This is a genomic window from Streptomyces sp. SDr-06, from assembly GCF_003324565.1.
GTDB lineage: Bacteria > Actinomycetota > Actinomycetes > Streptomycetales > Streptomycetaceae > Streptomyces.
This window is the reverse complement of the sequence record NZ_QOLA01000007.1, coordinates 211,322-234,088: the sequence shown is the minus strand read 5'-3', so window position 1 is coordinate 234,088 and position 22,767 is coordinate 211,322. Positions and strand designations below refer to the sequence as shown.

The 22,767-nt window shown below is 71.1% G+C and carries 18 protein-coding genes and 2 pseudogenes; 11 read left to right on the top strand and 9 right to left on the bottom strand.

All coding sequences use genetic code 11. The features are described from left to right. Positions 1 to 108: 108 nt before the first annotated feature. Positions 109 to 3,693 carry a WD40 repeat domain-containing serine/threonine protein kinase gene (locus DT019_RS17760; protein WP_114037794.1) on the top strand — a complete coding sequence of 1,195 codons (3,585 nt, stop codon included), beginning with the start codon at positions 109 to 111 and terminating at the stop codon, positions 3,691 to 3,693. Positions 3,694 to 3,700: 7 nt separating this feature from the next. Here the strand turns inward: DT019_RS17760 and DT019_RS17755 are convergent, their stop codons facing one another. Continuing rightward, the gene (locus DT019_RS17755) at positions 3,701 to 4,504 is read right to left on the bottom strand and encodes an FHA domain-containing protein (protein ID WP_114037793.1); all 804 of its coding nucleotides are present in this window, start codon (positions 4,502 to 4,504) and stop codon (positions 3,701 to 3,703) included. A 220-nt stretch (positions 4,505 to 4,724) separates the two neighbouring features. Between DT019_RS17755 and DT019_RS17750 the strand changes: the two genes are divergently transcribed. From DT019_RS17750 to DT019_RS17740, 3 genes are all read left to right on the top strand, one after another. Next, positions 4,725 to 5,258 carry a hypothetical protein gene (locus DT019_RS17750; RefSeq protein WP_114037792.1) on the top strand — a complete coding sequence of 178 codons (534 nt, stop codon included), beginning with the start codon at positions 4,725 to 4,727 and terminating at the stop codon, positions 5,256 to 5,258. A 73-nt stretch (positions 5,259 to 5,331) separates the two neighbouring features. Next, positions 5,332 to 5,640, top strand: coding sequence for a hypothetical protein (locus DT019_RS17745; RefSeq protein ID WP_114037791.1), 309 nt, complete (start codon positions 5,332 to 5,334; stop codon positions 5,638 to 5,640). 255 nt (positions 5,641 to 5,895) lie between these two features. Next, the gene (locus DT019_RS17740) at positions 5,896 to 6,393 is read left to right on the top strand and encodes a hypothetical protein (protein WP_114037790.1); all 498 of its coding nucleotides are present in this window, start codon (positions 5,896 to 5,898) and stop codon (positions 6,391 to 6,393) included. Between the two features lie 154 nt (positions 6,394 to 6,547). Here the strand turns inward: DT019_RS17740 and DT019_RS17735 are convergent, their stop codons facing one another. Then, on the bottom strand, positions 6,548 to 7,390 hold the full coding sequence (locus DT019_RS17735; protein ID WP_114037789.1) for an endonuclease/exonuclease/phosphatase family protein: 843 nt from the start codon (positions 7,388 to 7,390) through the stop codon (positions 6,548 to 6,550). A gap of 13 nt (positions 7,391 to 7,403) precedes the next feature. Continuing rightward, complete coding sequence (locus DT019_RS17730; protein ID WP_114037788.1) at positions 7,404 to 7,874, bottom strand: RICIN domain-containing protein; 471 nt, start codon at positions 7,872 to 7,874, stop codon at positions 7,404 to 7,406. Between the two features lie 555 nt (positions 7,875 to 8,429). Between DT019_RS17730 and DT019_RS17725 the strand changes: the two genes are divergently transcribed. Then, a complete protein-coding gene (locus DT019_RS17725; RefSeq protein ID WP_114037787.1) occupies positions 8,430 to 9,974 on the top strand; it encodes an AMP-binding protein in 1,545 nt (514 codons plus the stop codon). 67 nt (positions 9,975 to 10,041) lie between these two features. Here the strand turns inward: DT019_RS17725 and DT019_RS17720 are convergent, their stop codons facing one another. Both DT019_RS17720 and DT019_RS17715 read right to left on the bottom strand, forming a co-directional pair. Further along, a complete protein-coding gene (locus DT019_RS17720; RefSeq protein ID WP_114037786.1) occupies positions 10,042 to 11,235 on the bottom strand; it encodes an MFS transporter in 1,194 nt (397 codons plus the stop codon). 86 nt (positions 11,236 to 11,321) lie between these two features. After that, positions 11,322 to 11,720: a hypothetical protein gene (locus tag DT019_RS17715; protein WP_114037785.1), complete on the bottom strand. Its 399-nt coding sequence runs from the start codon at positions 11,718 to 11,720 to the stop codon at positions 11,322 to 11,324. 278 nt (positions 11,721 to 11,998) lie between these two features. Between DT019_RS17715 and DT019_RS17710 the strand changes: the two genes are divergently transcribed. The 4 genes and pseudogenes from DT019_RS17710 (at position 11,999) to DT019_RS17695 (ending at position 16,139) form a co-directional block, all read left to right on the top strand. After that, positions 11,999 to 12,523, top strand: a complete 525-nt coding sequence (locus DT019_RS17710) for a hypothetical protein (protein ID WP_114037784.1) — start codon at positions 11,999 to 12,001, stop codon at positions 12,521 to 12,523. A 2-nt stretch (positions 12,524 to 12,525) separates the two neighbouring features. Continuing rightward, positions 12,526 to 13,737, top strand: coding sequence for a sensor histidine kinase (locus DT019_RS17705; protein WP_114037783.1), 1,212 nt, complete (start codon positions 12,526 to 12,528; stop codon positions 13,735 to 13,737). Next, on the top strand, positions 13,734 to 14,405 hold the full coding sequence (locus tag DT019_RS17700) for a response regulator transcription factor (RefSeq protein ID WP_114037782.1): 672 nt from the start codon (positions 13,734 to 13,736) through the stop codon (positions 14,403 to 14,405). The genes DT019_RS17705 and DT019_RS17700 overlap by 4 nt, the downstream gene beginning before the upstream one ends. 459 nt (positions 14,406 to 14,864) lie before the next feature. Beyond that, positions 14,865 to 16,139: pseudogene (locus DT019_RS17695) on the top strand (MFS transporter). Positions 16,140 to 16,154: 15 nt separating this feature from the next. Here the strand turns inward: DT019_RS17695 and DT019_RS40745 are convergent. Then, on the bottom strand, positions 16,155 to 16,352 hold the full coding sequence (locus DT019_RS40745; protein WP_262985329.1) for a DUF4253 domain-containing protein: 198 nt from the start codon (positions 16,350 to 16,352) through the stop codon (positions 16,155 to 16,157). 43 nt (positions 16,353 to 16,395) lie between these two features. Further along, positions 16,396 to 16,665: pseudogene (locus DT019_RS40740) on the bottom strand (DUF4253 domain-containing protein); the annotation flags it as partial. A gap of 438 nt (positions 16,666 to 17,103) precedes the next feature. Here DT019_RS40740 and DT019_RS17685 point away from each other — a divergent pair. Then, a complete protein-coding gene (locus DT019_RS17685; RefSeq protein ID WP_114037781.1) occupies positions 17,104 to 18,144 on the top strand; it encodes a vWA domain-containing protein in 1,041 nt (346 codons plus the stop codon). 34 nt (positions 18,145 to 18,178) lie between these two features. Here DT019_RS17685 and DT019_RS17680 read toward each other — a convergent pair whose 3' ends face one another. Beyond that, positions 18,179 to 19,018, bottom strand: coding sequence for a class I SAM-dependent methyltransferase (locus tag DT019_RS17680; protein WP_114037780.1), 840 nt, complete (start codon positions 19,016 to 19,018; stop codon positions 18,179 to 18,181). Positions 19,019 to 19,228: 210 nt separating this feature from the next. Beyond that, positions 19,229 to 20,833, bottom strand: a complete 1,605-nt coding sequence (locus DT019_RS17675) for an ABC-F family ATP-binding cassette domain-containing protein (RefSeq protein WP_189389689.1) — start codon at positions 20,831 to 20,833, stop codon at positions 19,229 to 19,231. A gap of 265 nt (positions 20,834 to 21,098) precedes the next feature. Here DT019_RS17675 and DT019_RS17670 point away from each other — a divergent pair, with 265 nt between their 5' ends. Beyond that, positions 21,099 to 22,718, top strand: coding sequence for an ATP-binding cassette domain-containing protein (locus DT019_RS17670; RefSeq protein ID WP_114037779.1), 1,620 nt, complete (start codon positions 21,099 to 21,101; stop codon positions 22,716 to 22,718). Positions 22,719 to 22,767: the final 49 nt, after the last annotated feature.

Sequence of the window (22,767 nt, the reverse complement as noted above, 5' to 3'; positions counted from 1 at the left end):
CCCCGTTCGGGACCGGTCCCGAACACCCGCTGGTTGAATCGCTGTCCGGTCGCACGGCCCGTCCCGGGCGCCGTGCGGCCGGGACGACAAGCAACGGCGGAGGAGCGCATGGACGAGGCAGTGCCGGGCCCCTGGCAGGCGGGGGTCGTGGTCCAGGGCACGTACCAGGTGTCCGGGGTGCTGGGCCGGGGTGGGATGGGGGTGGTGCACCGGGTCCGGCATCTGGGCTGGGGCATCGACCTGGCCGTCAAGAGCCCTCTGCCGGATCTCGTCCGACACCCCGCCCGGCGCGAGCGATTCGTCGCGGAGGCCGAGACGTGGGTGTCACTCGGTCTGCATCCGCATGTGTGCGGCTGCCACTACGTACGCACCATCGGCGGCGTCCCGCGCCTGTTCTCGGAGTACCTTCCCGGGGGCAGCCTGCGAGACCGCATCGTCGACCGGACCCTGTACACGGGCGATGCGACGGTCGGGGCGACGGCCCGAGTCATCGACGTGGCCGTCCAGATGGCCTGGGGCCTGGCTCACGCCCACGCCCGGGGCGTGGCACACCTGGACGTCAAACCCGCCAACGTGCTGCTGGACAGCGACGGCACCGTCAAGATCAGCGACTTCGGCCTGGCCCGCGCCGGCATCGTCCCGCACACCTCCGAGGCCCCGAGCGCCGCCCCGTCCCCGGACGGCCGCACCCTCACCGGGCCTGCCGGAATGACCCCCGCCTACGCCTCCCCGGAGCAGGCGGCAGGACGCCGTGTGGGCCGCCGCAGCGACATCTACAGCTACGCGGTCTCGGTGCTCGAGATGTTCCTCGGCGACGTGGTCTGGGCCGTCGGGCCCGTCGCGGGAGAGACCCTGCGCTTGCTTCCGGCCGGGCCCGTCGGGCGGGGCCTTCCCGCGCTGCCGCCGTCGGTCGCCGTGCTGCTGGCTCGCTGCCTGCGGCCCGACCCCGCCGATCGGCCCGCCTCGATGAGGGAGGTGGCTGCCGAACTGGCCGGTACTTACGAGGAGTTGACCGGCTCTCCCTATCCCCGGGCCGAACCGCGCCCGGCCGATGTGCGAGCCGACGAGCTGAACAACCGGGCGCTGTCCCTGCTCGACCTCGGCCGTGCGACGGAGGCCGATGCCGCGTTCGACGCCGCCGCCGAGGCCGATCCCCGGCACGTGGTGACCCTCTACAACCGGGGCCTGCGCCGTTGGCGACGCGCCGAGATCACCGATGAGGACGTCGTCCGCGGCCTTGAGGCCGACCCGGCGCACACGGACGACGCCGGCGTCCGGCGCCTGCTCGCGCACGTGCACCGGGAGCGCGGCGACGGGGCGTCGGCCGACGCGCTGCACGAACCCGGCCCCACCGCTCCCCGGCCGACCGCCGAGCCGGTGGCTCAACTCGACTGGCGCGCCTCCCTCGCGCTCACCGCGCCCGTACGCCTGGCCGCCGCCCACGACACGGCGCTGACCGGCGGCGAAGGCGGCACGGCCCGGCTGTGGGACCTCACCACCGGCCGCTGTCAGCGCACCCTGACCGTCGGCCGCCATCCGGTGATCGCCGTCGACCTCGACCATCGGACCTGCGCCCTCCTCAGCGGCGACACCGTCCACGTCCTCGATGCCGACACCGGGCGAGAAAGGTACGCATGGACGGTGCGTCCGCCGACGCGGGCCGGCGCACCGCACGTGCCCCTGCTCGACCATCACGCGGTGCGTGTCGCCGCCGACGGCGCCGTCTGCCTGTACGCGGCGGACGGCACGGTCGAGCTGTGGAGCGCCGCCATCGGCCACACCGTGCTCCACCGCGCGGGGTGGGGCCGGGGCGCCGCCATCGGGCTGACCCCCGGCGGCCGGTTCGCGGTCTTCGCCGACCACGATCGGCTCCGGCTGTGGGACACCACGACGGGTGAGAGCCACGAGACTCAACCGTGCGCCGAACCCATGGCTCCCGGGTTGTTGGTGCTCGCCGCCGACGGACGTTCCGCCGTGACGGGCGGCCACTTCGTCGGCACGCTCCGGCTGTGGAACCTCACCACCGGCCGCTGCGTACGCACGCTCCGCGGCCACAGAGGCGGTGTCCTGGCCCTCGCCCTCAGCCGGGACGGCCATCATCTGCTCAGCTCCGGCACCGACGGCACCGTTCGGTTGTGGGACCTCGCCACCGGCCGCTGTCTGCGCACCACCGCGCCGCTGCCGGACGGCCACTACGCCGTCGACCTGCACCTGAGCGGCGAGATCCGGCACACCCTGGCCCGGGGTGAGCCGTGGCGCGCCCTTCTGCTGGGCAGCGACGGCGCGCTCCGGCGCCTCACGCTTCCGCCCGGCACCCCTGCGCCCCTCCGCCTCAGCCGGCCCCGTCCCGCCGTCGAACTCACCCGTGCTGACGCTCATGTGACGGAACAGCTGAAGCTGGCCGACGACGCTCTGTCCGGCGGGCGCCACCGAGCGGCCCTCGCGCTGCTGACCAAGGTCCGCGCCACCCCCGGCTACGAACGCGCACCGGGCCCCCTCGCCGCCTGGCGCACCCTTGCCCGCCACGCCCCGCGGACCGCGCTGCGCGCCGCGTGGCCCGGCATCACACCCTCCACCGGGCAGGTCCAGTCGGCCGCTCTGTCCGCCGATGGCACGGTCGCCGCCGTCTGCCACCCCAACGGGAACGTCGACGTCCTCGACGCAGCGACCGGCAGCCGCCGGGGCCGAATCCCCGTCAGCCCGCGCACCGGCGAGCCCGTCCGCCTGGCCCTCGACGCGGCGGGCGACCGGTTGCTGACCGCCGAACGCGGCCGCATCAGCCTCTGGTCCCTCCCGGACGGCGCCCGCCTGCGCGCCTTCGACACCGGCGCCCGGCACACCGACTCGCTCCGGTTTTCTCCCGACAGCGGCCACGCCCTCATAGGCGCGGGCGGTTACCAGACCGAACTGTGGGACCTGCGCACCGGTACCCTCGTCCGCACCCTCAAACAGCGCGCCGAATCCGTCGCCTGGCACGGCCCGCGCGTGCTGGTCGCCACCGCCGACAACCTCCTCCACCACGTCGCCGTCACCGACCTCGCCACCGGCGAACCGGCGCTTCGTCTCGAAGCACCCCGCCCCCCGGGCCGGGAGACCCCACCGACGGGTGACGGCCCGTTCTTCATGCTGCTGCGCGACCTCACCCATCCCCCGCTCGAATGGCGCGGCGTGGCCCTGAGCGGCGACGGCCGTCAGGTCCTGACCAGCGACGCCAACGGCGAGCTGCGGCTGTGGAACGTGGCCGACGGCGCCCTCGTCCGCGCCTTCCCCCCGGCTCGCGGACACAGCCCCGCCCTGCCCCTCCTGACCGGCGACGGCCGGTTCGCCCTGTCCACCGGCCGCGACTTCACCATCCGCCTGTGGGACGCGTCAACCGGCCGCCATCTGGCCCGGATCGGGCACCACAGGCAGCCCATCGAAGGCCTGGCGCTCGCCCGCGACGGCCGCCGCGCACTGTCGTGGTCGCACGTCGACGGAGTACGGGTGTGGGAGCTGGACTGGGAGCTCGCCCCGCCTCCTGACACGGAGTGGGACGAGGCCGCCACCCCGTACATCGACGGGTTCCGCGCCCGCCATACCGGCCTGTGCCCGGATGCCGGCCTCGACGCGCTCATGGACCTTCTCCGCGACACCGGACACGGCTGGTTGCACCGCGACGCCGTCCGCGCCCGCCTGGAGGCACCCGGTGCGTGACCGGCAGTCAGCTGTGCACCGGCTCGTCGCCGAGCAGCCTCAGGTCGGCCGGGGAGAGGGTCGCCGCGCGCAGCAGGGCGACGATCAGGTTGTGGTTGAGTGTGCCGCCGACCGGGTCGCCCACGCCGTCGTCGCGCCGGATGCCCGCGACAGGAGGGTGGGCGCGCGCCAGCCGGGCGCGGACACCGCCGACGATGTGCTCGGCCACCTTCGGCGTCCAGGCCCGCTCCGGCGCCACCGCGTTCAGCTCCGCCGCGACCTGCTTCCACGACACCGGTTGGGGGTAGCGCTCCTGGCGCAGGTAGCGCTGCGCGAGCGCGACGAGGACTACGCGTTCGACCTCGGTGAGCCCGTACACGTCCGACATCTCGGTGCTCCGCAGTGGCCCCCGGTCCGGCTCTGCGCCGGTCCCGCCCACGACCCGGATCTCCAGCAGGTGGCCCGGCCGTCCGGGAGCGCCGACCGTCACGGGCGTGTACCCGGCGCCGAGCGGCATCTCGTGCCCGGACAGCAGCATCGCCTCGTCCGGCAACCGCAGCGGCAAGCGGCCCTCGTTCCGCAGCCACCACTCCGTACCGGTGCACATCAGCGTCCCCTGGAGTCTGCTGACCCGGCGGTCACCCGCTCCGACCAGCACGTCCACCGCGCCACCGTCCCGCCCGAAGCGAACCCTGAAGTCCCCTGCGGGCGCGGCGCACCCGCCCTCCTCCGATCGCACGACGATCGTGCCGGGTGCCGCCGACGGCAGACCGTCCAGCAGGCTGCCCACCTCAGCGGGCAACGCGTGCAGTCCCCGTTTCGCCTCCGTCACGCCGCTCTCCTCCCTCACCGTTCCCGCGCCACCCGGACCGTCACCGCCGACGACGCCCGCGACCGGCCCACCGGTTCCCCCGGACGACATCCTCACCGTCGAGCCCCGGTTCCGCCGCACGCGGTCGAGCCGTCGCTCGCGCCGAACTACCCGCACGTCAGCCTCACTTGGGCCTCCGCGGACGCCCCCGGGGCGCCCTCGTCTGCCAGACTTGCCCACCATGGTGAACAGCGGACTGTGGGTCGGCATCCTCACCGCGCTGACCGCACTCGGAGCCAGTTCCATCACCGCACGGGCGACCCTTCGCGCGGCCCAGGCCCAAGTGGCCACCACCGCGAAGGCGGAGGCCCTGCGCGAGCAGCGCGAGCGACGCCGCTCGGCGTACCGGGAGCTGATGAGCTGCGCGCACGCGTTCAACACCGTCACCTGGCAGATCGACGACGTCGACGCGGCGCATGGCCGCGAGAGCAAGGAGCGGCTGCTGACGCGGATGTGCGAGCGAATCGGCCCGGCCATCGGGGACATGAACCGGGCGATGCACGAGGTCCGGCTGGACGGGCCCGCCGAGGTGTCCGACGCGGCGGATCACGTACGCAACACGGCCCGGTGGGTGCAGCGGTCGCTCCGGGCTCTCGTCGGTGACCAGAGCGTCGAGCGGCGGGACGCCTACGACGCCGCGTACCGGGATTTCCGGGCCGCGTACGTCACCTTCATCGGCCTGGCGCGCGAGGCGCTGGAGGTCGAGAACACATAGCCCCGCCCTCGCCCCCCGGCGAAGCCTCTGCCCCCACGACATGCGAGCCCAACAGACAGGACCAGGAGGGAACATGCGCGACGATCAAGTGGCCAGGTGCCGGTGCGGCCATCTCTGGACGGTCCACCTGGAGGGCCACTGCGACGGCGAGGAAGGCCACGACCCGTGCGCGTGCCGGGGCTTCTACCCCGACGACTGGCGGCCCAACACCACCAACACCTGCCGTGGATGCGGACATGGCAGGTCACAGCACTCCGGACCCCGCTGTACCGCCGTCGTCGGCCAGGACACGGTGACCCGACGACACTTCGGCATCGAAGGCGACACGTGGACCACCCAGCACCCCATCAACGTCACCTGCTCCTGCCAGAGGTTTTGGTGAGCGCGGGACTCGCCCGCGGCGGCGATCCCCCGGAAAGGGGAACCCTTCACACCACGTGATCAACTCGCGCCGGAACCGCCGTAGAGGTGTGCCCGGAATGCATCAGTCGTTCGGCCTCGTGCTGCGGCCGGGACCAGCGGTCGGTGCAGGATGTGCTGCCGCCCGCAGGGCCCTGTGTCCGTGGGTGGGACGCACATCCGGTGATGCGGACGCGGCATCGCCGTCAACCGAGCCACATGAGGGGACTGGTGTGAAATGAAGAGCCGACTTCGCCACAGACCGAGCCGTTCGGCCGCCGCGGTGTTCCGCGGCAGGATTGCCGCGATGGTGGGGGCGGTGGCCCTGCTCGCGGCGGTCTTCACCGGCACGACGGCCACCGGCACGGCCACGGCGGCCGGCAACGGGGCACGGATCGCCGCGGTGGGCGGCTGGACCTGCCCGGGGGCGGCCGTGCCGCCCGGATACGTCATCACCATGTTCAACCGCAGCGGCTGCAACGGCGCGGGTTCATGGTTGCAGCAGCCCGTACGTGACGGGATATGGACCTGTTCGGGATCCCCGATCGTGTCCGGGTACGTCATCACCGACTACGACCGCAACGGCTGCAGTGGAATCGGCGCCTGGTTCCACCGGCTTGTCCGCAACGGCATCTGGACCTGCCCCTACTCCCCCATTCCGGCGGGCTACCGCAGCACCACGTACGACGCGCGTGGGTGCAGCGGTCTCGGCGCGTGGCTGACCATCCGCGCCTGACACCCTCTCGACGGGCCGGGGGCGCCGCCCGAGGGAGGCGCCCGCGGTATCCCTCTCCGGTCGTTTCCGGACGAACTTCGGGCGTCCGGAGCGCCGATCGGCCGCTACGGAACGTACAGCCGGGCGGGACAGGGCCGGAGGAGTTCCTGGCCGCTCACGCCGTGGGCGTCGCGGCCGTGTCCGACGGCGGATGTGCACGGGATGTGAGGTCGCAGACGACGCCGAAGTGGTCGGAGGGCCACAGCGGTCCGCGAGCCGTGTGGCGAGGCGTGGTGAACGCCAACTCGGCGTGTTTTGCCCGCAGTCCGGCCGTGAAGACGTAGTCGATGCGCCGCGCCGGTTCGCGGGCCTTGCGTGCGTGCCTGTTGGCGGGCGTGTATGTGTGGCCCGGGCCGTGGCCGGCCCACCCCCACGCGTCGTCCATCCGGTCGGCCAGCCACCGGAGTTCGTCGGTGTCGGGGGCGGCGTTGAGGTCGGCCAGGAGCACGACATCGCGCCCGGCCTGCCCGGCCACGAGTTCAGCGAGGCAGCGCACCTGGTGTTGCCGGATGCGGGAGTGTTCCCATTCCCAGGTCAGGTGGGTGACGAACACGGTCAGCGAGCCCACCTCGGCACACAGAACCGACCGGGGCTCTACCCCCGGCGTCGGCAGCGGGACCACCTCGTACCGTGCCACGGGCGCCCGGCTGAGCAACGCGTTGCCCTGGGCGGCACGGTGACGCGCCGAGCGTGCCGCCGCGTAGGTCACGTGGTACCCCAGGCCGTCGGCGATCCGCTCCGCCTGGCACCGTGCCCCTCTGCGCCACACCTCCTGCAGGCCGACGACATCGGGGGCGAGCCGTACGAGCTCGGCCCTGACCAGAGGCAGCCGACGGCGCCAGGCCGAGCCCCGGCCCCAGATGTTGAGCGTTGCCGCGCGCACCATGTCCACGCCCCCACCGTACGCATCGGTCACGGTGTCGGTGGCCGGCCACACCCCCAAGGCGTGGCCGGCCACCGCCCGCAGGCTGTCAGGTCCAGAGCTGGTAGATGTTCCCGTCGTTGCACTCGTGCATGTAGACCCTGCTGTTGTCGCTGTCCAGGCACTCGCCGGTGGCCACGTTCTGCAACTTCCAGCCGTTGCCCGTGTTGATCTCGTGCCAGCGCTGATAGTCGTTGCGGCCGCTGCTGCAGGCCTCCACGTAGGCGTCGTGGTCGGTGTAGCCGGCGAGACAGGAGCCCGGCACCTCCGCGAGGCGCTCGACCCAGACGTCGCCCCCGACGTTGACGTCGTGCCACTTCGAGGCTGCGAACCAGCAGGGGTAGAGGCCCACGTTGTTCCAGCCGTAGTGCTGGTCCCACATGCCGCTCAGGCAGCCCCCGCCGCTCTTGTGATGCCACTGCACATCGCTGTCGGCGTGTGCGGCGGCGCTCGTCCCCAGGACGAGCAGCGGAGCGGCGACCATCGTCCCGATCGCCTGAGCAAGGCGCTTACCACGCATAAGTGACCCCCTGTGTAGGTTGATTCGCCGCCGTCGGGCGGCGTTTCCGCGTCCTGCGATTCGACAGCGCCGAGAGTTTTCGGCCGGACCTCGCGGCCCGGCCTCGCCGGACACTTGCGGGGCCCGGTCCGGATCGCACCGGCTCCCCTCGGCGCTCCACGCAACCGTAGGCACCGGAACCCGCCCGAGGGGCGTCCCGAGCGGCCCGGGACGCGTCCCGTCGGCGTCCCGCCCTCCTGCCTGCGGCCCTGACCGGCGATCCCGCCGAATCCGGGACGTCCCTCAACTCACCCACCGGTACTCGGCCTTCTCGCATCGCGGCCGTCGGTGTCGCGGGCGGCGGCGGTCCGGCCCGGCCAGCGCGCGATGCCGCACCGGATCCGCTTCGCCCCACGAGCGGTCATCGGCGAGAACCGGACGAACAGCAGCCAGGCTCCCAGCCCCGCTTGGAGATGTTGATCGAAAAACGCTACGCTGCTTTTGGTTGCCTGTAGCAACCAAGTCGAGGGCGAGGCGGCCCCGCTGGACCGTGCGCCACCCCAGGAGGAATGCAGCATGTCAACCGGCACCCCGGCCTTCCGCACGTATGTCGAGGAGAATCTGGCCGCATTAGAGCGCGACCCGGGCCGCGAAGTCCTTTCACACCAGGAGCGTTGGGTCACCGCGGGCGAGTTCCGTGATCTCGTCCACCGGATGGCGCGGGCGCTGCGGGCCGAGGGCGTCGGCCGCGGGGACACCGTCACCCTGCTGTGCGGGAACCTGCCCGAGACGATCGTCGCGCGCTACGCCGCCAACCTGATCGGCTGCCGGGTCAACCACCTGTACAACAAGCTCTCCGCCGAGTCGCAGGCCGCCATCGTCCGCGATGTCGAGACGCGGGCCCTGATCGTCGACCCCGCCTACGCGCAACGGGCCGTAGAGATCACCGAGTCGGCCCCGGTGCCGACCGTCCTCGTGCTCGGCCCCGCCAAGGTGGGCACGGACCTGCTGGAGCTGGCGGCCGAGCAGTCCGCCGAGCCTCTGCGGAGCGGTGCGCGGCCGGAGGACGTGTGCACCATTCGCCACACGGGCGGCACCACCGGCCACCCCAAGGGCATCTGCACCACCTTCGCGCAGGTGCGGCCCTTTCGGGCGATGACGGCCGCCCCCGAAGGGGAACCGCCCCGGCTGCTGGTGTGCACCACGCTCGCGCACGCGGCCGGAATGCTCACCGACGCCGTACTTCACGACGGCGGCCGTGTCGTCCTGCTCGACGACTTCGACCCCGCCGAGGTCCTCCGCACCATCGAGCGGCAGCGCATCAGCCACCTCTTCCTTCTGCCGCCGCTGCTCTACCAGTTGATGGACCACCCGGACTCAGCCACCCGCGACACCACCTCGCTCCGCAGCATCGCCTACGGGGGCTGCCAGTCCTCGCCCGCCCGCATAGCGGACGCCATACGGCGCTTCGGCCCGGTCCTGCTCCAGTTCTACGGACAGAACGAGGCGGGCGGAATCAGTGTGCTGCCGCCCGAGGACCATGATCCGCGGCGGCCCGACCGGCTGCGCTCGGCCGGAAAGGTACTGCCCGGGGTCGAAGTGGCGATCCGCGACGAGACCGGCCGCGACCTGCCGACGGGCGAACACGGCGAGATCTGCGTGCGCTCCGCCTCGCTCATGAAGGGGTACTGGAAGCAGCCCGGGCTGACCGCCGAGGTGCTGCGCGACGGCTGGCTGCACACCGGCGACATCGGGTTCCTCGACAGCGAGGGCTATCTGACGGTCGTCGACCGGCTCAAGGACATGATCGTGGTGGTCGGCGGTCACGTGTACACGACCGAGCTGGAGGACCTGCTCAACTCCCACCCCGAGGTCCAGCAGAGCGCCGTGTTCGGTGTCCGTGACGCCGACCGCATGGAGCGGGTGCACGCGGCCGTGGTCACCGTGCCGGGCAGCGGCATCGACGCACGGCAGCTGCGTGACCTGGTCCGCGAGGAACGCGGCGCGATGTACGAGCCGGCCGCCATCACCTTCGTCGAGGCCCTGCCCCTGACCGACGCGGGCAAGCCGGACAAGAAGCGGCTGCGGCAGCGGGCCGAGGGCGCACTCGAAGCCGTCTGACGGGCCAGCGACGCGCCGGGGGCCGACTCGGGCTTCCCGGCCCCCGGTCAGCGCGCCGCGCCCCGCGTCACGCCCGTGCCCGTGCCGGACGTCGCAGCAGGTAGACCCCCGCGCCGCAGGCCAGGACCGCCATGCACCCGATGAACACCAGCCCCGCCCCTTCCAGGCCGAGCGGTTCGACCAGTACGCCCACGCCGATCACCGGGATCGAGATACCCGCGTACGCCACCACGAACAGGGCGGAGATCACCGCCGCGCGGCGGTCCGCCGGAGCTGCCTCGGCGACCGCCGAGAGGGCCGCGCGAAACGCCAGACCCTGCCCGCCCCCGCCGACCAGCGCGCTCAACACCATCAGCGGCAGCAACTCCCAGCGGAGCGCGGCCGCCAGCAGCGCCAGGCCGGCCAGCAGGGCGGCGCAGCCCAGCGGCAACGACCGTGCGAGGCCGACCCGGCCGACGGCCAACTGGCCGCCAGTCGAGGCGAAGAAGGCGAGCGCCACGACCAACCCGATCAGGGCGTGGTCATGCACGTCCAGGGACTGTGCCAGGAAGGCGGGGGCCACCGAGGTGAACACCCCGAACAGCGCGAACCCCACGAACGACGCGATCCCGGCCGGCACGAACACCGTACGCACCCGCGCGGGCAGGCCCGGACGCTGCGGCCGTGCGCTGCGCAACGGCCGGGGCTCGCGTACCGTCTCCGGAAGTCGCCACAGGACGGCGGCCGAGCCGGCCACCAGCGCCAGGTGCACGACGAACGGCAAGGTCAGCGGCCAGGCTGTGTACTGCGCGAGGAGGCCGGCGACCAGCGGGCCGCAGCCGAGTCCGCCCATGTTGGCCGCCGTCGCCACGAACGTGGCGCGGGAGGCGCCGCCGCGGGGTGCGAGGTCCATGACGTACGCCGTGGCCGCCCCGGTGAACAGCCCGACGGACGGCCCCGACAGCAGCCGTCCCGCATAGAGCCAGCCCAGCCCGGTCGCGCAGAGGAAGCAGACCGCGCTCACCGCGGCGAAGGCCAGACCGCCCAGCAGCACGGGTCGCCTGCCCACCGTGTCCGACACGTTGCCCACCAGCAGGAGCGCACCGATGACACCGAAGGCATACGCCGCGTACACGACGGTCACGGTCAGCTCGGAGAAGCCGAATTTCTCCTGGTAGAGGCCGTAGAGCGGAGTCGGCAGCGTGGTGCCGGCCATGCACACGGCGAACACCGCCCCGGCGAGCAGACACTGCCGCCATCCTCCTCGGAGATCACCGTCCATCCCCCGACGGTAACTCCGCCGTCCACACCCGCCCGGCCCGGCGCGACCGGCGCGCCGGGCGGGTGCGGATCCGCGCGGCCGACGGGTCAGCGAACGGTCACGCTGAAGACGGGTGAGGCGGTGTTCCCACTCACGATGCGCAGGTCGTTCTTGCCCTTGATGCCGAGCTTCACGCCCAGCGAGTACGTGCCCTTGGCGTTGAGCGTGGTCACGGCGGGCAGGCTGACCCACTTGGCGCCCTGCTTCTGCTGCAGGACCAGCTTGCTGCCCGCTTTCAGGCCGGTCGCGCTTCCGGTGACCCGGAAGAGCTGCCATGCCTGCACCGAGGTCGCCGACGGCTTCGCCGTGACACTGGCCTTGACGGCGGCGGCGCTCGAAGGCGCGGGCGTGGCCGCCGAGGCGACCGTCCCCATCAGACCGACGGACACGGCGCTGATGACGCCCACGGCGGCGATGCGCAGGGAGTAACGCTTGATGACGGTCATGAATGTGCCTCTCATCCACACGGGACCGACTCGCGGTCAGCCGAGTCGGTGCCACTTGCACGCTTCTTGCCTGACAAGAAGGCTCCCGTCCCCGACGCGTTGCCCCGCCCGTGTCACCGTCCTGCAACAGCCGCGACTCCGTTCCGAGTTGCGTGCCCGGCCGTGAGGAGGCGGTGGCCACGACGGGGAGGGTGGAGATCGAAAAGACCGGCGTTCTCCACCCTCGATTCCACCCGTGGGTCCAGGCGCCGTGAGCCTCATCGCAGCAGTCTTGAGGCATGACAACGACCGAGTGGATCACCGACATCGCCCTCATCCTCGTCGTCTTCCGGCAACTGCGGGAAGACCGGCTCGACCTCAAGACCTTCCTGATCCCGCTGGGGATCGTGGCCTATGTGGCGTACTCGTACCTCGACACGATCCCCACCGCGGGCAATGACCTGGTGCTGGTGGCGGCCCTGATGGGCGTCGGCGCCGCGCTGGGGATCGCCGGCGGCGTCTACACCCGGATCAGGACGCTCGACGGGCACACCCTGATCAAGGCGGGCGCGGTCTCCGCCATCTTGTGGGTGGTGGGCATGGGCGCGCGGATGGCCTTCCAGATGTGGGTCGAGCACGGCGGCGGCGCCGGTGACGTGGCCCGGTTCAGCCTCACTCACCACATCACCAGCGACCAGGCCTGGGTGGCCGCGTTCGTGCTGATGGCGGTCACCGAGGTCGCCACGCGAGTGGCGACGATCTTCATACGGAGCAGGGCCCGGTCGGTGACCCATGCCTCTCCCGTCTTCGACCGCGCGGCCTGACCGTGCGCTATGTTCTGCCCGTGTCGCCCAGCGAGAGTGCCCCGTCCCCCAGGAAGTCCGCGGCCCCCGTGACGGGGCCGCGGGCGTTTCCCGGACACGACCCGCGTACGCAGTGGGTGCTGACCCTCGCGGTCATCGTCGTCGGAATCCTGACGATCCGGCCCCTGGGCGTCACCGGGGACGGTCTGGCGGTCGCCGTCCTCTTCGTGATCAACTCTGCGGCCCTGCTGCTGCGGGGGCTGCCCGAGAACAAGCTCTCTCAGCACTGGACTCTCGCATGGCTGACCTTCGGCGTCATCGCGGCGGCCGCCCTGATGGGCGCCGCCCGTAGCGGAACCGGCTACCTGTTCGCCTTCTTCCTCGCCGGCCACCTCGGATACCGGCTCCCGGCCAAGCAGGCGCTCGTTCTCGCGGGAGCCTGCTCTCTGCTCTGCAGCGGTGTTCTGTTCTTCCGGCTCGGGCCTGGGCACCACGCGCTGCCCTGGCAGTTCGGTCTCACCACCGGCACCCCCGTCCTGGTCGGCATCGTCAACCGCAGCCGGAGCGAGGCCGTGCGGGCGGCGATCTCGGCGGCCCAGTCGGCCGAGCGCGCCGCCCGGGCGGAGGCCCAGACCGCCGTACTGACCGAACGCAGCCGGATCGCGCGGGACGTGCACGACGTGCTGGCGCACTCCCTGGCCGGAATCAACATGCAGTTGGAACTGGCCGACGCCCTGCTCGACACCGGCGACCTGGACAAGGTCCGCGAGGCCAACAACAAGGCGCACAGCCTGGTCAAGGAGAGCCTGAAGCAGGCTCAGTGGACCGTGCACGCGCTGCGTGAGGACTCGCTTCCGCTGCTGGAGAGCCTGACCGCGATGCTCGAATCGTCCGGCCATCGCGGCGTTCTGACCGTGACCGGGGCGGTTCGTGAGGTACCGGCCCAAGTGACCCAGAACCTTCTGCGGATCGCTCAGGAGGCGCTGACGAACGCCGCTCGCCACGCTCCGGGCGGAGATGTCGAGGTGGAGCTGACGTTCGCCACCGCATCGACGACACTGAGGGTCCGCAACGGCGCCGCGACGCGTGAGGTGAGCCCGGGTGTCGGCAGCGGGATGGGGCTGATCGGAATGCGCGAACGAGTCGCGTTGCTGGGTGGCAGCGTCACCGCGGGCCCCGTCACCGAGGGACCGGATCAGGGTGGTTGGCAAGTGGAGGCAGTGATCCCGCAATGAGTGAACCGACCGAGAAGCAGAGCCGGTTGAGGGTCGTCGTCGCCGACGATCAGGCCGCCGTACGGGAGCCCCTCGCCGCGGTGCTCGGACTGTCCGAGGACATCGAGGTCGTCGCGGCCGCCGCGGACGGAAGCGAGGTGCTCACGGCTGTCGCCGCGGGGCCGGTGGACGTGGTGCTGATGGACCTCAGAATGCCCGTGCTGGACGGGATGGAGACCACCCGCCGGTTGAGCGAGGAGTACCCGCAGGTGGCCGTGGTCGTGCTGACCACGTTCGCGGACGACGACTCGATCCTGGGCGCCCTCGGCGCGGGAGCCCGCGGATACCTGACCAAGAACGCGGGGCGCCAGGACATCATCCGGGCCATCCGCGCCGCTGCCGCCGGCCAGTCCGTACTCGACCGTGAGGTTCAGGACCGGCTGCTCGCCACCGTCAGGGCCAAGACGCCGACGCCCGTGCCCGGACATGCCCTGCCGGAGGACCTCACGCCCCGCGAACGCGAAGTCCTCACCCTGATCGGTCAGGGCCTGCCCAACCGTGCCATCGCCGAGAAGCTCTTCATCAGCGAGGCCACCGTCAAGACCCACATCAACAACCTGTTCGCCAAGGCGGGACTCCGCGACCGGGCCGACGCCGTACGCCGCGCCATCGAGGCGGGCCTGGCCTGACCGCCCGCCAGTCCGATGGCCCTGGGCCCTCTGCATCGCGCAGGGGGCCCTGACGTCCCGGCAGAACAGTCCGGGCGCGCCGCATAGCCCCGCCCGGTCGACCCGCCGCCCCTGAGGTACCCCACCCCCCTCCCCCTTGCCGGGGCACCTGGCCCGGCACGGGACGGCACCCCGACGCCGCCAGAGGTCCGGGCCGGGGCGCGGACGAGACGTCCGGCCCCGCTGCTGTCACGCTCGCTGCGCGAGCAGTGTGGGGCGCCGCCACCGGGGTGCTCCGGCGTGCATGACGCTTCCCCACCACGTCTACCGCCGCGCGCTGTTGGCCAGACCACAGTTCCTCTCGCCGAGGGCACGCGATCCGCCGCCGAGCGTTCGACGACGCACACCCTCTTGCCTTGGGCAGGTAATACACACCAAGCTAATCCAGTCCTTACTCGCCGTCCAGGAACCGGAGCCCTGATGGCCCACCTGCTGCCGCAACCAGGACCTCAACGCACCCTCGCCGCCTCGAACTTCGTCTACACCGTCGGCAGCGGCCTCTACCTCACCGCCGGAGTTCTCTACTTCACCCAGGATCGCCACTTCTCCGCGGCGCAAGTCGGCTTCGGACTCGGCATAGCGGGCCTCGTCTCACTCGCCGTGGGCATCGCCGTGGGCCACCTGGCCGACCGGCACGGAGCCCGGGGGGTGTATCTCGCCACCCTCGTCGCGCAGGCGCTGGCTACGGCCGCCTTCCTCCTCGTCGACGACTTCTGGCCGTTCGTCATCGCCGTCACGGTGGCAACCGGGGCGAAAGGGGCAGGGATTGCCGCGTGAAGCCCGCTCATCCGCCATCACGGCGGAGACCGTCCGCAGGCCTTCCGCGCGTACCTGCGCGCCGTGACGAACATCGGCATCTCACTGGGCGCGGTGCTGGCGGGCTGGGTCGTGCAAGTGGGCACCCACCATGCCTACCAAGTCCTCGTCCTGGGCAACGCGCTCACGTTCGTGGCCTCCGCGGCCGTCCTGCTCCTGCTGCCGCCCGTCGCCCCCGATCCCACCACCGACGGCCTTCGCTGGACCGCCTTACGGGACCGCCCCTACCTGGCGCTGACCCTCCTCGAGGGGGTCATGGCCATCCAGTTCAAGGTGCTCACGGTCGCCATCCCCCTCTGGGTGGTCGCCGCCACCTCGGCCCCGCACTGGCTCATCTCCGCCACCATGCTGCTCAACACGCTGATCGTCATCGTCTTCCAGGTCCGTGCGAGCCGCCACGTCGACAGCCCGGCGGCGGGCGCCGTCGCGTACCGCCGTGCGGGAATCGCCTTCCTGGCCGCGTGCGCGCTGATCTCACTCTCTGCGGGTACGCCGGCCTGGGTGGCGGCAACCCTCCTTCTCACAGCGGTGGTTGTGCACACGGTCGGCGAGCTGTGGCACTCCGCCGCAGGCTTCGAAGTCTCCTTCGCCCTGGCTCCCCGCCACGCCACCGGTCAGTACCTCGGCGTGTTCGGACTCGGCGCAGGCCTCGCCGAAACCGTCGGTCCCACCTTGCTCATCGCCCTGTGCATCACGTGGGGCCGACCGGGCTGGTACGTCGCGGGGGCCCTCTTCCTCCTGACGGGCCTGGCCGCCCCCCTCACCGTCCGCTGGGCGCAACGCCACCCGCAGACCAAGGGGCTTCCCAGCCATGAGACCGCGCCGGCCTCGACCGCAAGCGACCTACTGTCGCCGCCTGTTGCGCGGGGAACGCGGTAATAACTCAGCAGACCATCAGTCCCACCAGAACGACCACAGGTGGTTGCCGATCAGTGAGGCCGCATAGTCCTCGTAGGGCACGGGCGGATCCTTGATGACGCTGTCAGCGGTGGTCAGGACGTGTTCGAGAGCGAGGTGCAGGGCTTGCTCCTCGGTGCGCTGCGGGTGGGCGACCGAGACATGGACGGTGCTGCCCCACAACAGCGATGACACGCGCTCCGAACCGGTCTTCCCAACTCCTCAGCAAGGCACACAACAAGGGGATCGGAGCATCCGCATCCCACCCGAGCACTGCCGGTATGTCGGCGCTGCGAGCCGCCGCCACCAAAGCCAGGTGGCAGTGTTCCACTGGGTAGGGGTTGTCGGCCACCCAGTGCGCGAACACCCGCCGAGCCACCTCGTCCGGGTGGTCCGCGGTCTTCTCCGCGGCGGGAGCCAACCCTGGCCACTCGTCGAACGGAGCGCCAGGATCGTCCTCGAACGGCTCGATGAAGCGGGCCACCTCCGGAGGCACCGACGCTTCCATCGGCGGAGCCGCGAGCCATGCCAACTGCGCCTCGCGGTACAGGAGCCAGGCTTGCTCCAGCACGTGCTCCAGGTCCACGGCGTCGACGAGCGCCAGCGCAACAGGACTGACCCCGAGATCCGGGTAGCAAAGAACGGGACGCAATCCTGTGACCGACTGTCGCCGCTGATAGCCCGTCCACGTGGCGACAGGATCGGATATCGGGGCAGCGGAGACCCACAGCACGGAAGACTCCCTCGGCATCACCGGGTCGGTGGGAAGCCCATCAGGTAGTCGCGAAGTCATGCACCCGAGATTAGGACCCGCCTCTGACAACGCCGGTCCAGCCAGCCGCAAGGCCTGCAAGGCGGGCTCTGCCTCCGGTCCGGTGGTCGAGGTCGATTGTCAGTGGTGGGTGAGACGGTGGAGCCATCGAGTTCGGAACGAGGGGGAGTTGCCATGTCGGGTAGCCAGAACTACATCAACCACGTCGCTCTTGTGCTGGATGCCAGTTCGTCCATGTCGCACCTGAGCGGCAAGGTCGTCGAAGTCGCCGACCAGCAGATCGAGTACCTTGCCCGCCGCTCCAGGGAGCTCGACCAGGAGACCCGCGTGACGGTGTACGTCTTCGCGGACAAGGTGGAGTGCGTCATCTACGACAAGGACGTGCTGCGCATGCCGTCGTTGAAGCAGTTGTACCAGGTCGGTGGGATGACGGCGTTGCTGGCGGCCGCGCTGAAGTCGCAGGGGGAACTGGCGCAGACGGCCCAACTGTACGGAGACCACAGCTTCCTGACGTTCGTCCTGACCGACGGGCAGGAGAACGCGAGCCACCGCTGCGCGGACGCCCCGACCCAGGACCCCCGTGAGCTGGTCAAGGCCGTGTCGCAGATGATCGCGACGCAGCACGACAACTGGACGCTGGCCGTCCTCGTGCCGGACCAGATGGGTAAGCGCGAGGCCATGCAGTGCGGGTTCCCGAAGGACAACATCGCCATCTGGGACGCCACGAGCACACGGGGCCTGGAGGAAGCCGGGCAGGTCATCCAGCAGGCCACCGAGAACTTCATGATGGGCCGCGCCCAGGGCATCCGGGGATCGCGAGCAGTGTTCTCCACGGGCGCGGACGCGGTCAACAAGGACACCATCAAGGCGGCCGGTCTCACCCCCGTGGACCCGTCGGCGTACCAATTGATACCGGTGGCTCGGGACGCGGGAATCCGGGAGTGGGTCGTCGAATGCGGGCACACCTACCGCACGGGATGTGCCTTCTACCAGCTGAGCAAGCCGGAGAAGATCCAGGCACGGAAGCAGATCGCGGTGCTGGAGAAGAAAACGGACCGGGTGTACACGGGCCCCGAAGCCCGGGCCCTGCTCGGCCTGCCGGACACTGAAGCACGCGTCAAGCCGGACCACAACGACGACTTCACCATCTTCGTGCAGAGCACCAGCGTGAACCGGAAGCTCGTGGCCCACACGCGGCTCCTGCTGATGCTCTGACGCCCTGGAACCGGACGTCATCTCGCGATGCCGGTCATCCCTCGGGGCGTTCCGCCGTCACCGCGTAGTAGTCGAGGAGGCCTTCGTGGAAGGCGCGCAGGAAGTTGCGGGGCCATGTGCCGGGCTTCCACATCGTCGCCAGCCAGCGGTCCCAGCCCGGCCATACCGATGCGCCGATCGACGTCGCTCGAACCCGGGTCAGACCGGCCTCCCTAAGACGGCTGACCAATCGAGGGACGGTGTGCGCGACATCGAGGCCACGCGCGAAAGTGTCGAGCAGCTCGGCCAGTTGTGCCTCCCGGCCGCCACCGTCGCCGGGCACGAAGAAGCTCGCGACGACCGCGCGGCCGCCGGGGCGCAACACCCGTGCGGTCTCCCGGGCGAACGCCCCGAGGTCACGAAAGTGCTGAGCCGCCTCGATGCTGTACACGCAGTCGAACTCCGCGTCAGCGAACGGCATGGACTCGGCCGCGCCGCGGGTGAAGCACAGCCGGGCGGGACGGCTGCCCAGCAGCTCCGCGTTCCGCGCCTCGGCCCGCCCGAGCTGCTCGGGATGGATGTCCATACCGGTGACATGGGCGAAACCGCATTCCTCGACCGCCACGGCCGCACCGGCCCCGAGACCGCAGCCGACCTCCAGCGCCCGCGCTCCCTCGGTCGGCGCCAAGGAGGTGAGTACATGGCGGTACATCGCCTGCTGGCTGCGAATCCGGTCGCTCTCGGTCAGGGGCCGGTCCAGATCGATGTCCTGCCAGTAGCCGAAGTTGATGAACCCGCCGCCGAAGAGCGGTTGGGAACCGAGGTCGGCCGGACCGTACGCCTTCTGCACCTCGGGCGGCACCGGCGGCTGCGCCACCCCGGAAGACTCGGACATCTGCGCTCCTTCATCCCAGCCGGGCGGGATGAAGGCCCGCGCCGACCTCAACGTCCTTCGGCCTGTGGCCAGTTTGCCGGTCCGAGCAGACGTGCCGCCCCCTTTCCCGACATCGGCGACGTCACGCGTGCAGAAAGCCCTCGCCGCGGTCTTCCTCCACGGGCTGGTTCCAGGACGTGGAGCCGCTGCGGCGCGTCGCCGCGGGAGTTGTCAGGCCAGGGCCACCAGGTCCCGGTAGTCCGCGCTCCACAGGTCCTCGTACGCGTCCGGCAGCAGCAGGACCCGATCGGGACGCAGGGCGTCGATGGCCCCCTCGTCGTGGGTGACCATCACGATCGCCCCCGGGTAGGCGTCCACGGCGTCCAAGACCTCGTCCCGGGAGGCCGGGTCGAGGTTGTTGGTCGGCTCGTCCAGGAGCAGCACGTTGGCCCCGGAGTGGACCAGACCGGCCAGGGCCAGGCGGGTCTTCTCCCCGCCGGAGAGGATCCCGGCCTGTTTGTCGGCGTCGTCCCCGCCGAACAGAAACGCTCCGAGTACCCGCCGCACCTCGCCCTCGGTCAGGTGCGGGGCGGCCGCGGACAGGTTCTCCCGAACCGTGCGAGCGGGGTCGAGGGTGTCGTGCTCCTGGGCGAAGTAGCCCAGACGCAGCCCGTGTCCGTGGACCACCCGGCCGGCATCGGGCCGCTCCCGCCCGGCGAGCAGACGCAGCAGCGTGGTCTTCCCGGCGCCGTTGAACCCGAGGATCAGCAGGCGGGCGCCGCGGTCCACGGCCAGGTCCACACCGTCCAGGACCTGGTGCCCGTGGTAGGACTTGCCCAGGCTGACCGCGCCCAGCGGCATCCTTCCGCAGGCAGCCGGTTCGGGCAGCCGGATCCTGGCGACCTTCTCCGTGCGCCGGGCCGGTTCCAGTTCGGCGAGCATCCGGTCGGCTCGTCGCGCCATACTCCTGGCGGTCACCGCGGTGGCGGAGCGCGCCTTCATCCTGTCCGCCTGGGCGTGCAGGCTGGCGGCCTTGCGTTCGCCGTTGGCCCGCTCCCGTTCCCTGCGCCGCTCGTCGGCCGTCCGCTGGGTCAAGTAGGCGGCCCATCCGGTGTTGTGGAAGTCGATCGTCGCCCGGGTCGCGTCCAGATGGAACACGCGGTTGACCGTGTCGGCCAGCAGGGACGTGTCGTGGCTGATCACGACGAGGCCGCCCCGGTGTGCCTGGAGGAAGGCACGCAGCCAGGCGACCGAGTCCGCGTCCAGGTGGTTGGTGGGCTCGTCGAGGAGCAGCGTGCCGTCGTGTCCGGCGAACAGGATGCGTGCCAGCTCCACCCGGCGCTTCTGTCCGCCCGACAGCGCGCCGACCGGCTCGCCCAGCACCCGGTCCGGCAGCCCGAGCCCGGCCGCGACGCGGGCGGCTTCGGCCTCGGCGCCGTATCCGCCGCCCGCCTGGAAGGCGGATTCGGCCCGCGCGTAGGCGTCCATCGCCCGCTTCAGCGCGGCGGGCGAGCCCGCGTCGGCCATCGCCGTCCCGGCCTCGCGCAGCGCGCACAGCGCGGTGTCGAGACCCCGGGCGGACAGGATGCGATCCGTGACCGTCATGGCGGGTTCCGCGGCGCGGGAGTCCTGCGCCAGGAAACCCACCGGCCGGGTCCGCGTGATCGTTCCCGCGGTGGGACGCGTCTGTCCGGCCAGCGCGGTCATCAGGGTGGTCTTGCCCGCGCCGTTGCGGCCGACGAGGCCGATGCGGTCGCCGGGAGACACGGTGAAAGAGAGGTCGGAGAGCAGCAGGCGGGCGCCCGCGCGCAGCTCAACACCACGAACGGTAATCATGGGAAAACGCTCCGAGAAAGCAAAGGGACACACTTCTGGCGTGGAAGCGGGTCCTCAGCTAGGAAATTCGGGGCGTAGACATGGTTGCCACGCTAACGGACGCGCCTTGTGCCGCGCCTCTTCTTTTTGTGCCGGATCGTCGAGCGGGCGGCGGCCTTGCGGGCGTTGCGCACGCCCATCCCTGTCGCGGCCAGAGCTCCGCTTGTGCCGGGCCTCCCGAAAACGCGTTGTGTGCTCCTTCGGCGGCCCGTAAGGATGGTGAACCATGGGACATCTCGAAGCATCGCACCTGGAGTACTACCTGCCCGATGGGCGGGTGCTGCTCGGGGATGCCTCGTTCCGGGTGGGTGAGGGGTCGATCGCCGCCCTGGTCGGTGCCAACGGGGCAGGAAAGACCACCCTGTTGCGGCTGATCTCCGGCGAGTTGCGGCCCCATGGTGGCAGCGTCAGCTCCAGCGGGGGTGTCGGTGTCATGCATCAGTTCGTCGGCTCGGTGCGCGATGACCGCACGGTGCGTGACCTGCTGGTGTCTGTCTCACAGCCGAGGATCAGGGAAGCCGCGGCGGCCGTTGACGCGGCCGAGCACCTGATCATGACCGTGGACGACGAGGCCGCGCAGATGGAGTACGCGCAAGCGCTGAGCGATTGGGCCGAGGCGCGCGGGTACGAGGCCGAGACCGTGTGGGACATGTGCACCACGGCCGCGCTCGGGATGCCGTACGACCGGGCCCGGTTCCGCGAGGTACGGACGCTGTCGGGCGGCGAACAGAAGCGACTCGTACTCGAAGCGCTGCTGCGCGGGCCCGACGAGGTGCTGCTCCTGGACGAGCCGGACAACTACCTGGACGTGCCGGGCAAGCGCTGGCTCGAGGAGCGTCTCGCGGAGACGCGTAAGACGGTCCTGTTCATCTCCCACGACCGGGAGCTGCTGGCCCGGGCGGCGCAGCGGATCGTCGCGGTCGAGCCGGGACCGGCGGGCTCCGACGTGTGGGTGCACGGCGGGGGCTTCGGTACGTTCCACGAGGCGCGGGAGGAGCGTTTCGCACGCTTCGACGAACTGCGCCGACGCTGGGACGAGAAGCGGGCGCAGCTGAAGCGGCTGGTTCAGGACCTTCAGCAGTACGCCGCGCGCAGTGATGAAATGGCTTCGCGCTATCAGGCGGCCAAGACCCGGTTGCGGAAGTTCGAGGAGGCCGGCCCGCCGCCGGAACCCCCGCGCAAGCAGGACATCCGGATGCGTCTGCAGGGCGGCCGGACCGGCGTACGGGCCGTGGTGTGCGAGGAGTTGGAGCTCACCGGACTGATGAAGCCGTTCTCCCTCGAAGTCTTCTACGGGGAACGCGTCGCGGTGCTCGGCTCGAACGGTTCGGGAAAGTCGCACTTCCTGCGGCTGCTGGCCGGTGAGGACGTGAGGCACACGGGCCGCTGGAAGCTGGGGGCACGCGTGGTGGCGGGCCACTTCGCCCAGACCCACGCACATCCCGAACTCCTGGGGCGCACCCTGGTCGACATCCTGTGGACCGAGCACGCCAAGGACCGGGGCGGTGCGATGTCGGCCCTGCGCCGGTACGAGCTGGAACGTCAGGGCGACCAGGCCTTCGACAAGCTGTCCGGCGGTCAGCAGGCGCGCTTTCAGATCCTCCTCCTGGAGCTGGCCGGAACGACCGCCCTGCTCCTGGACGAGCCGACCGACAACCTCGACCTGGAGTCGGCGGAGGCGTTGCAGGACGGCCTGGAGGCATACGACGGCACGGTCCTGGCGGTCACCCACGACCGTTGGTTCGCCCGGTCCTTCGACCGCTATCTGGTGTTCGGCTCGGACGGTGTGGTGCGCGAGACCACGGAGCCGGTGTGGGACGAGCGCCGGGTCGTGCGGTCGCGCTGAGCCGCCGGTGACCCCCGCCGGTGAGAGGGCCGACACCCGGGGTACTCGC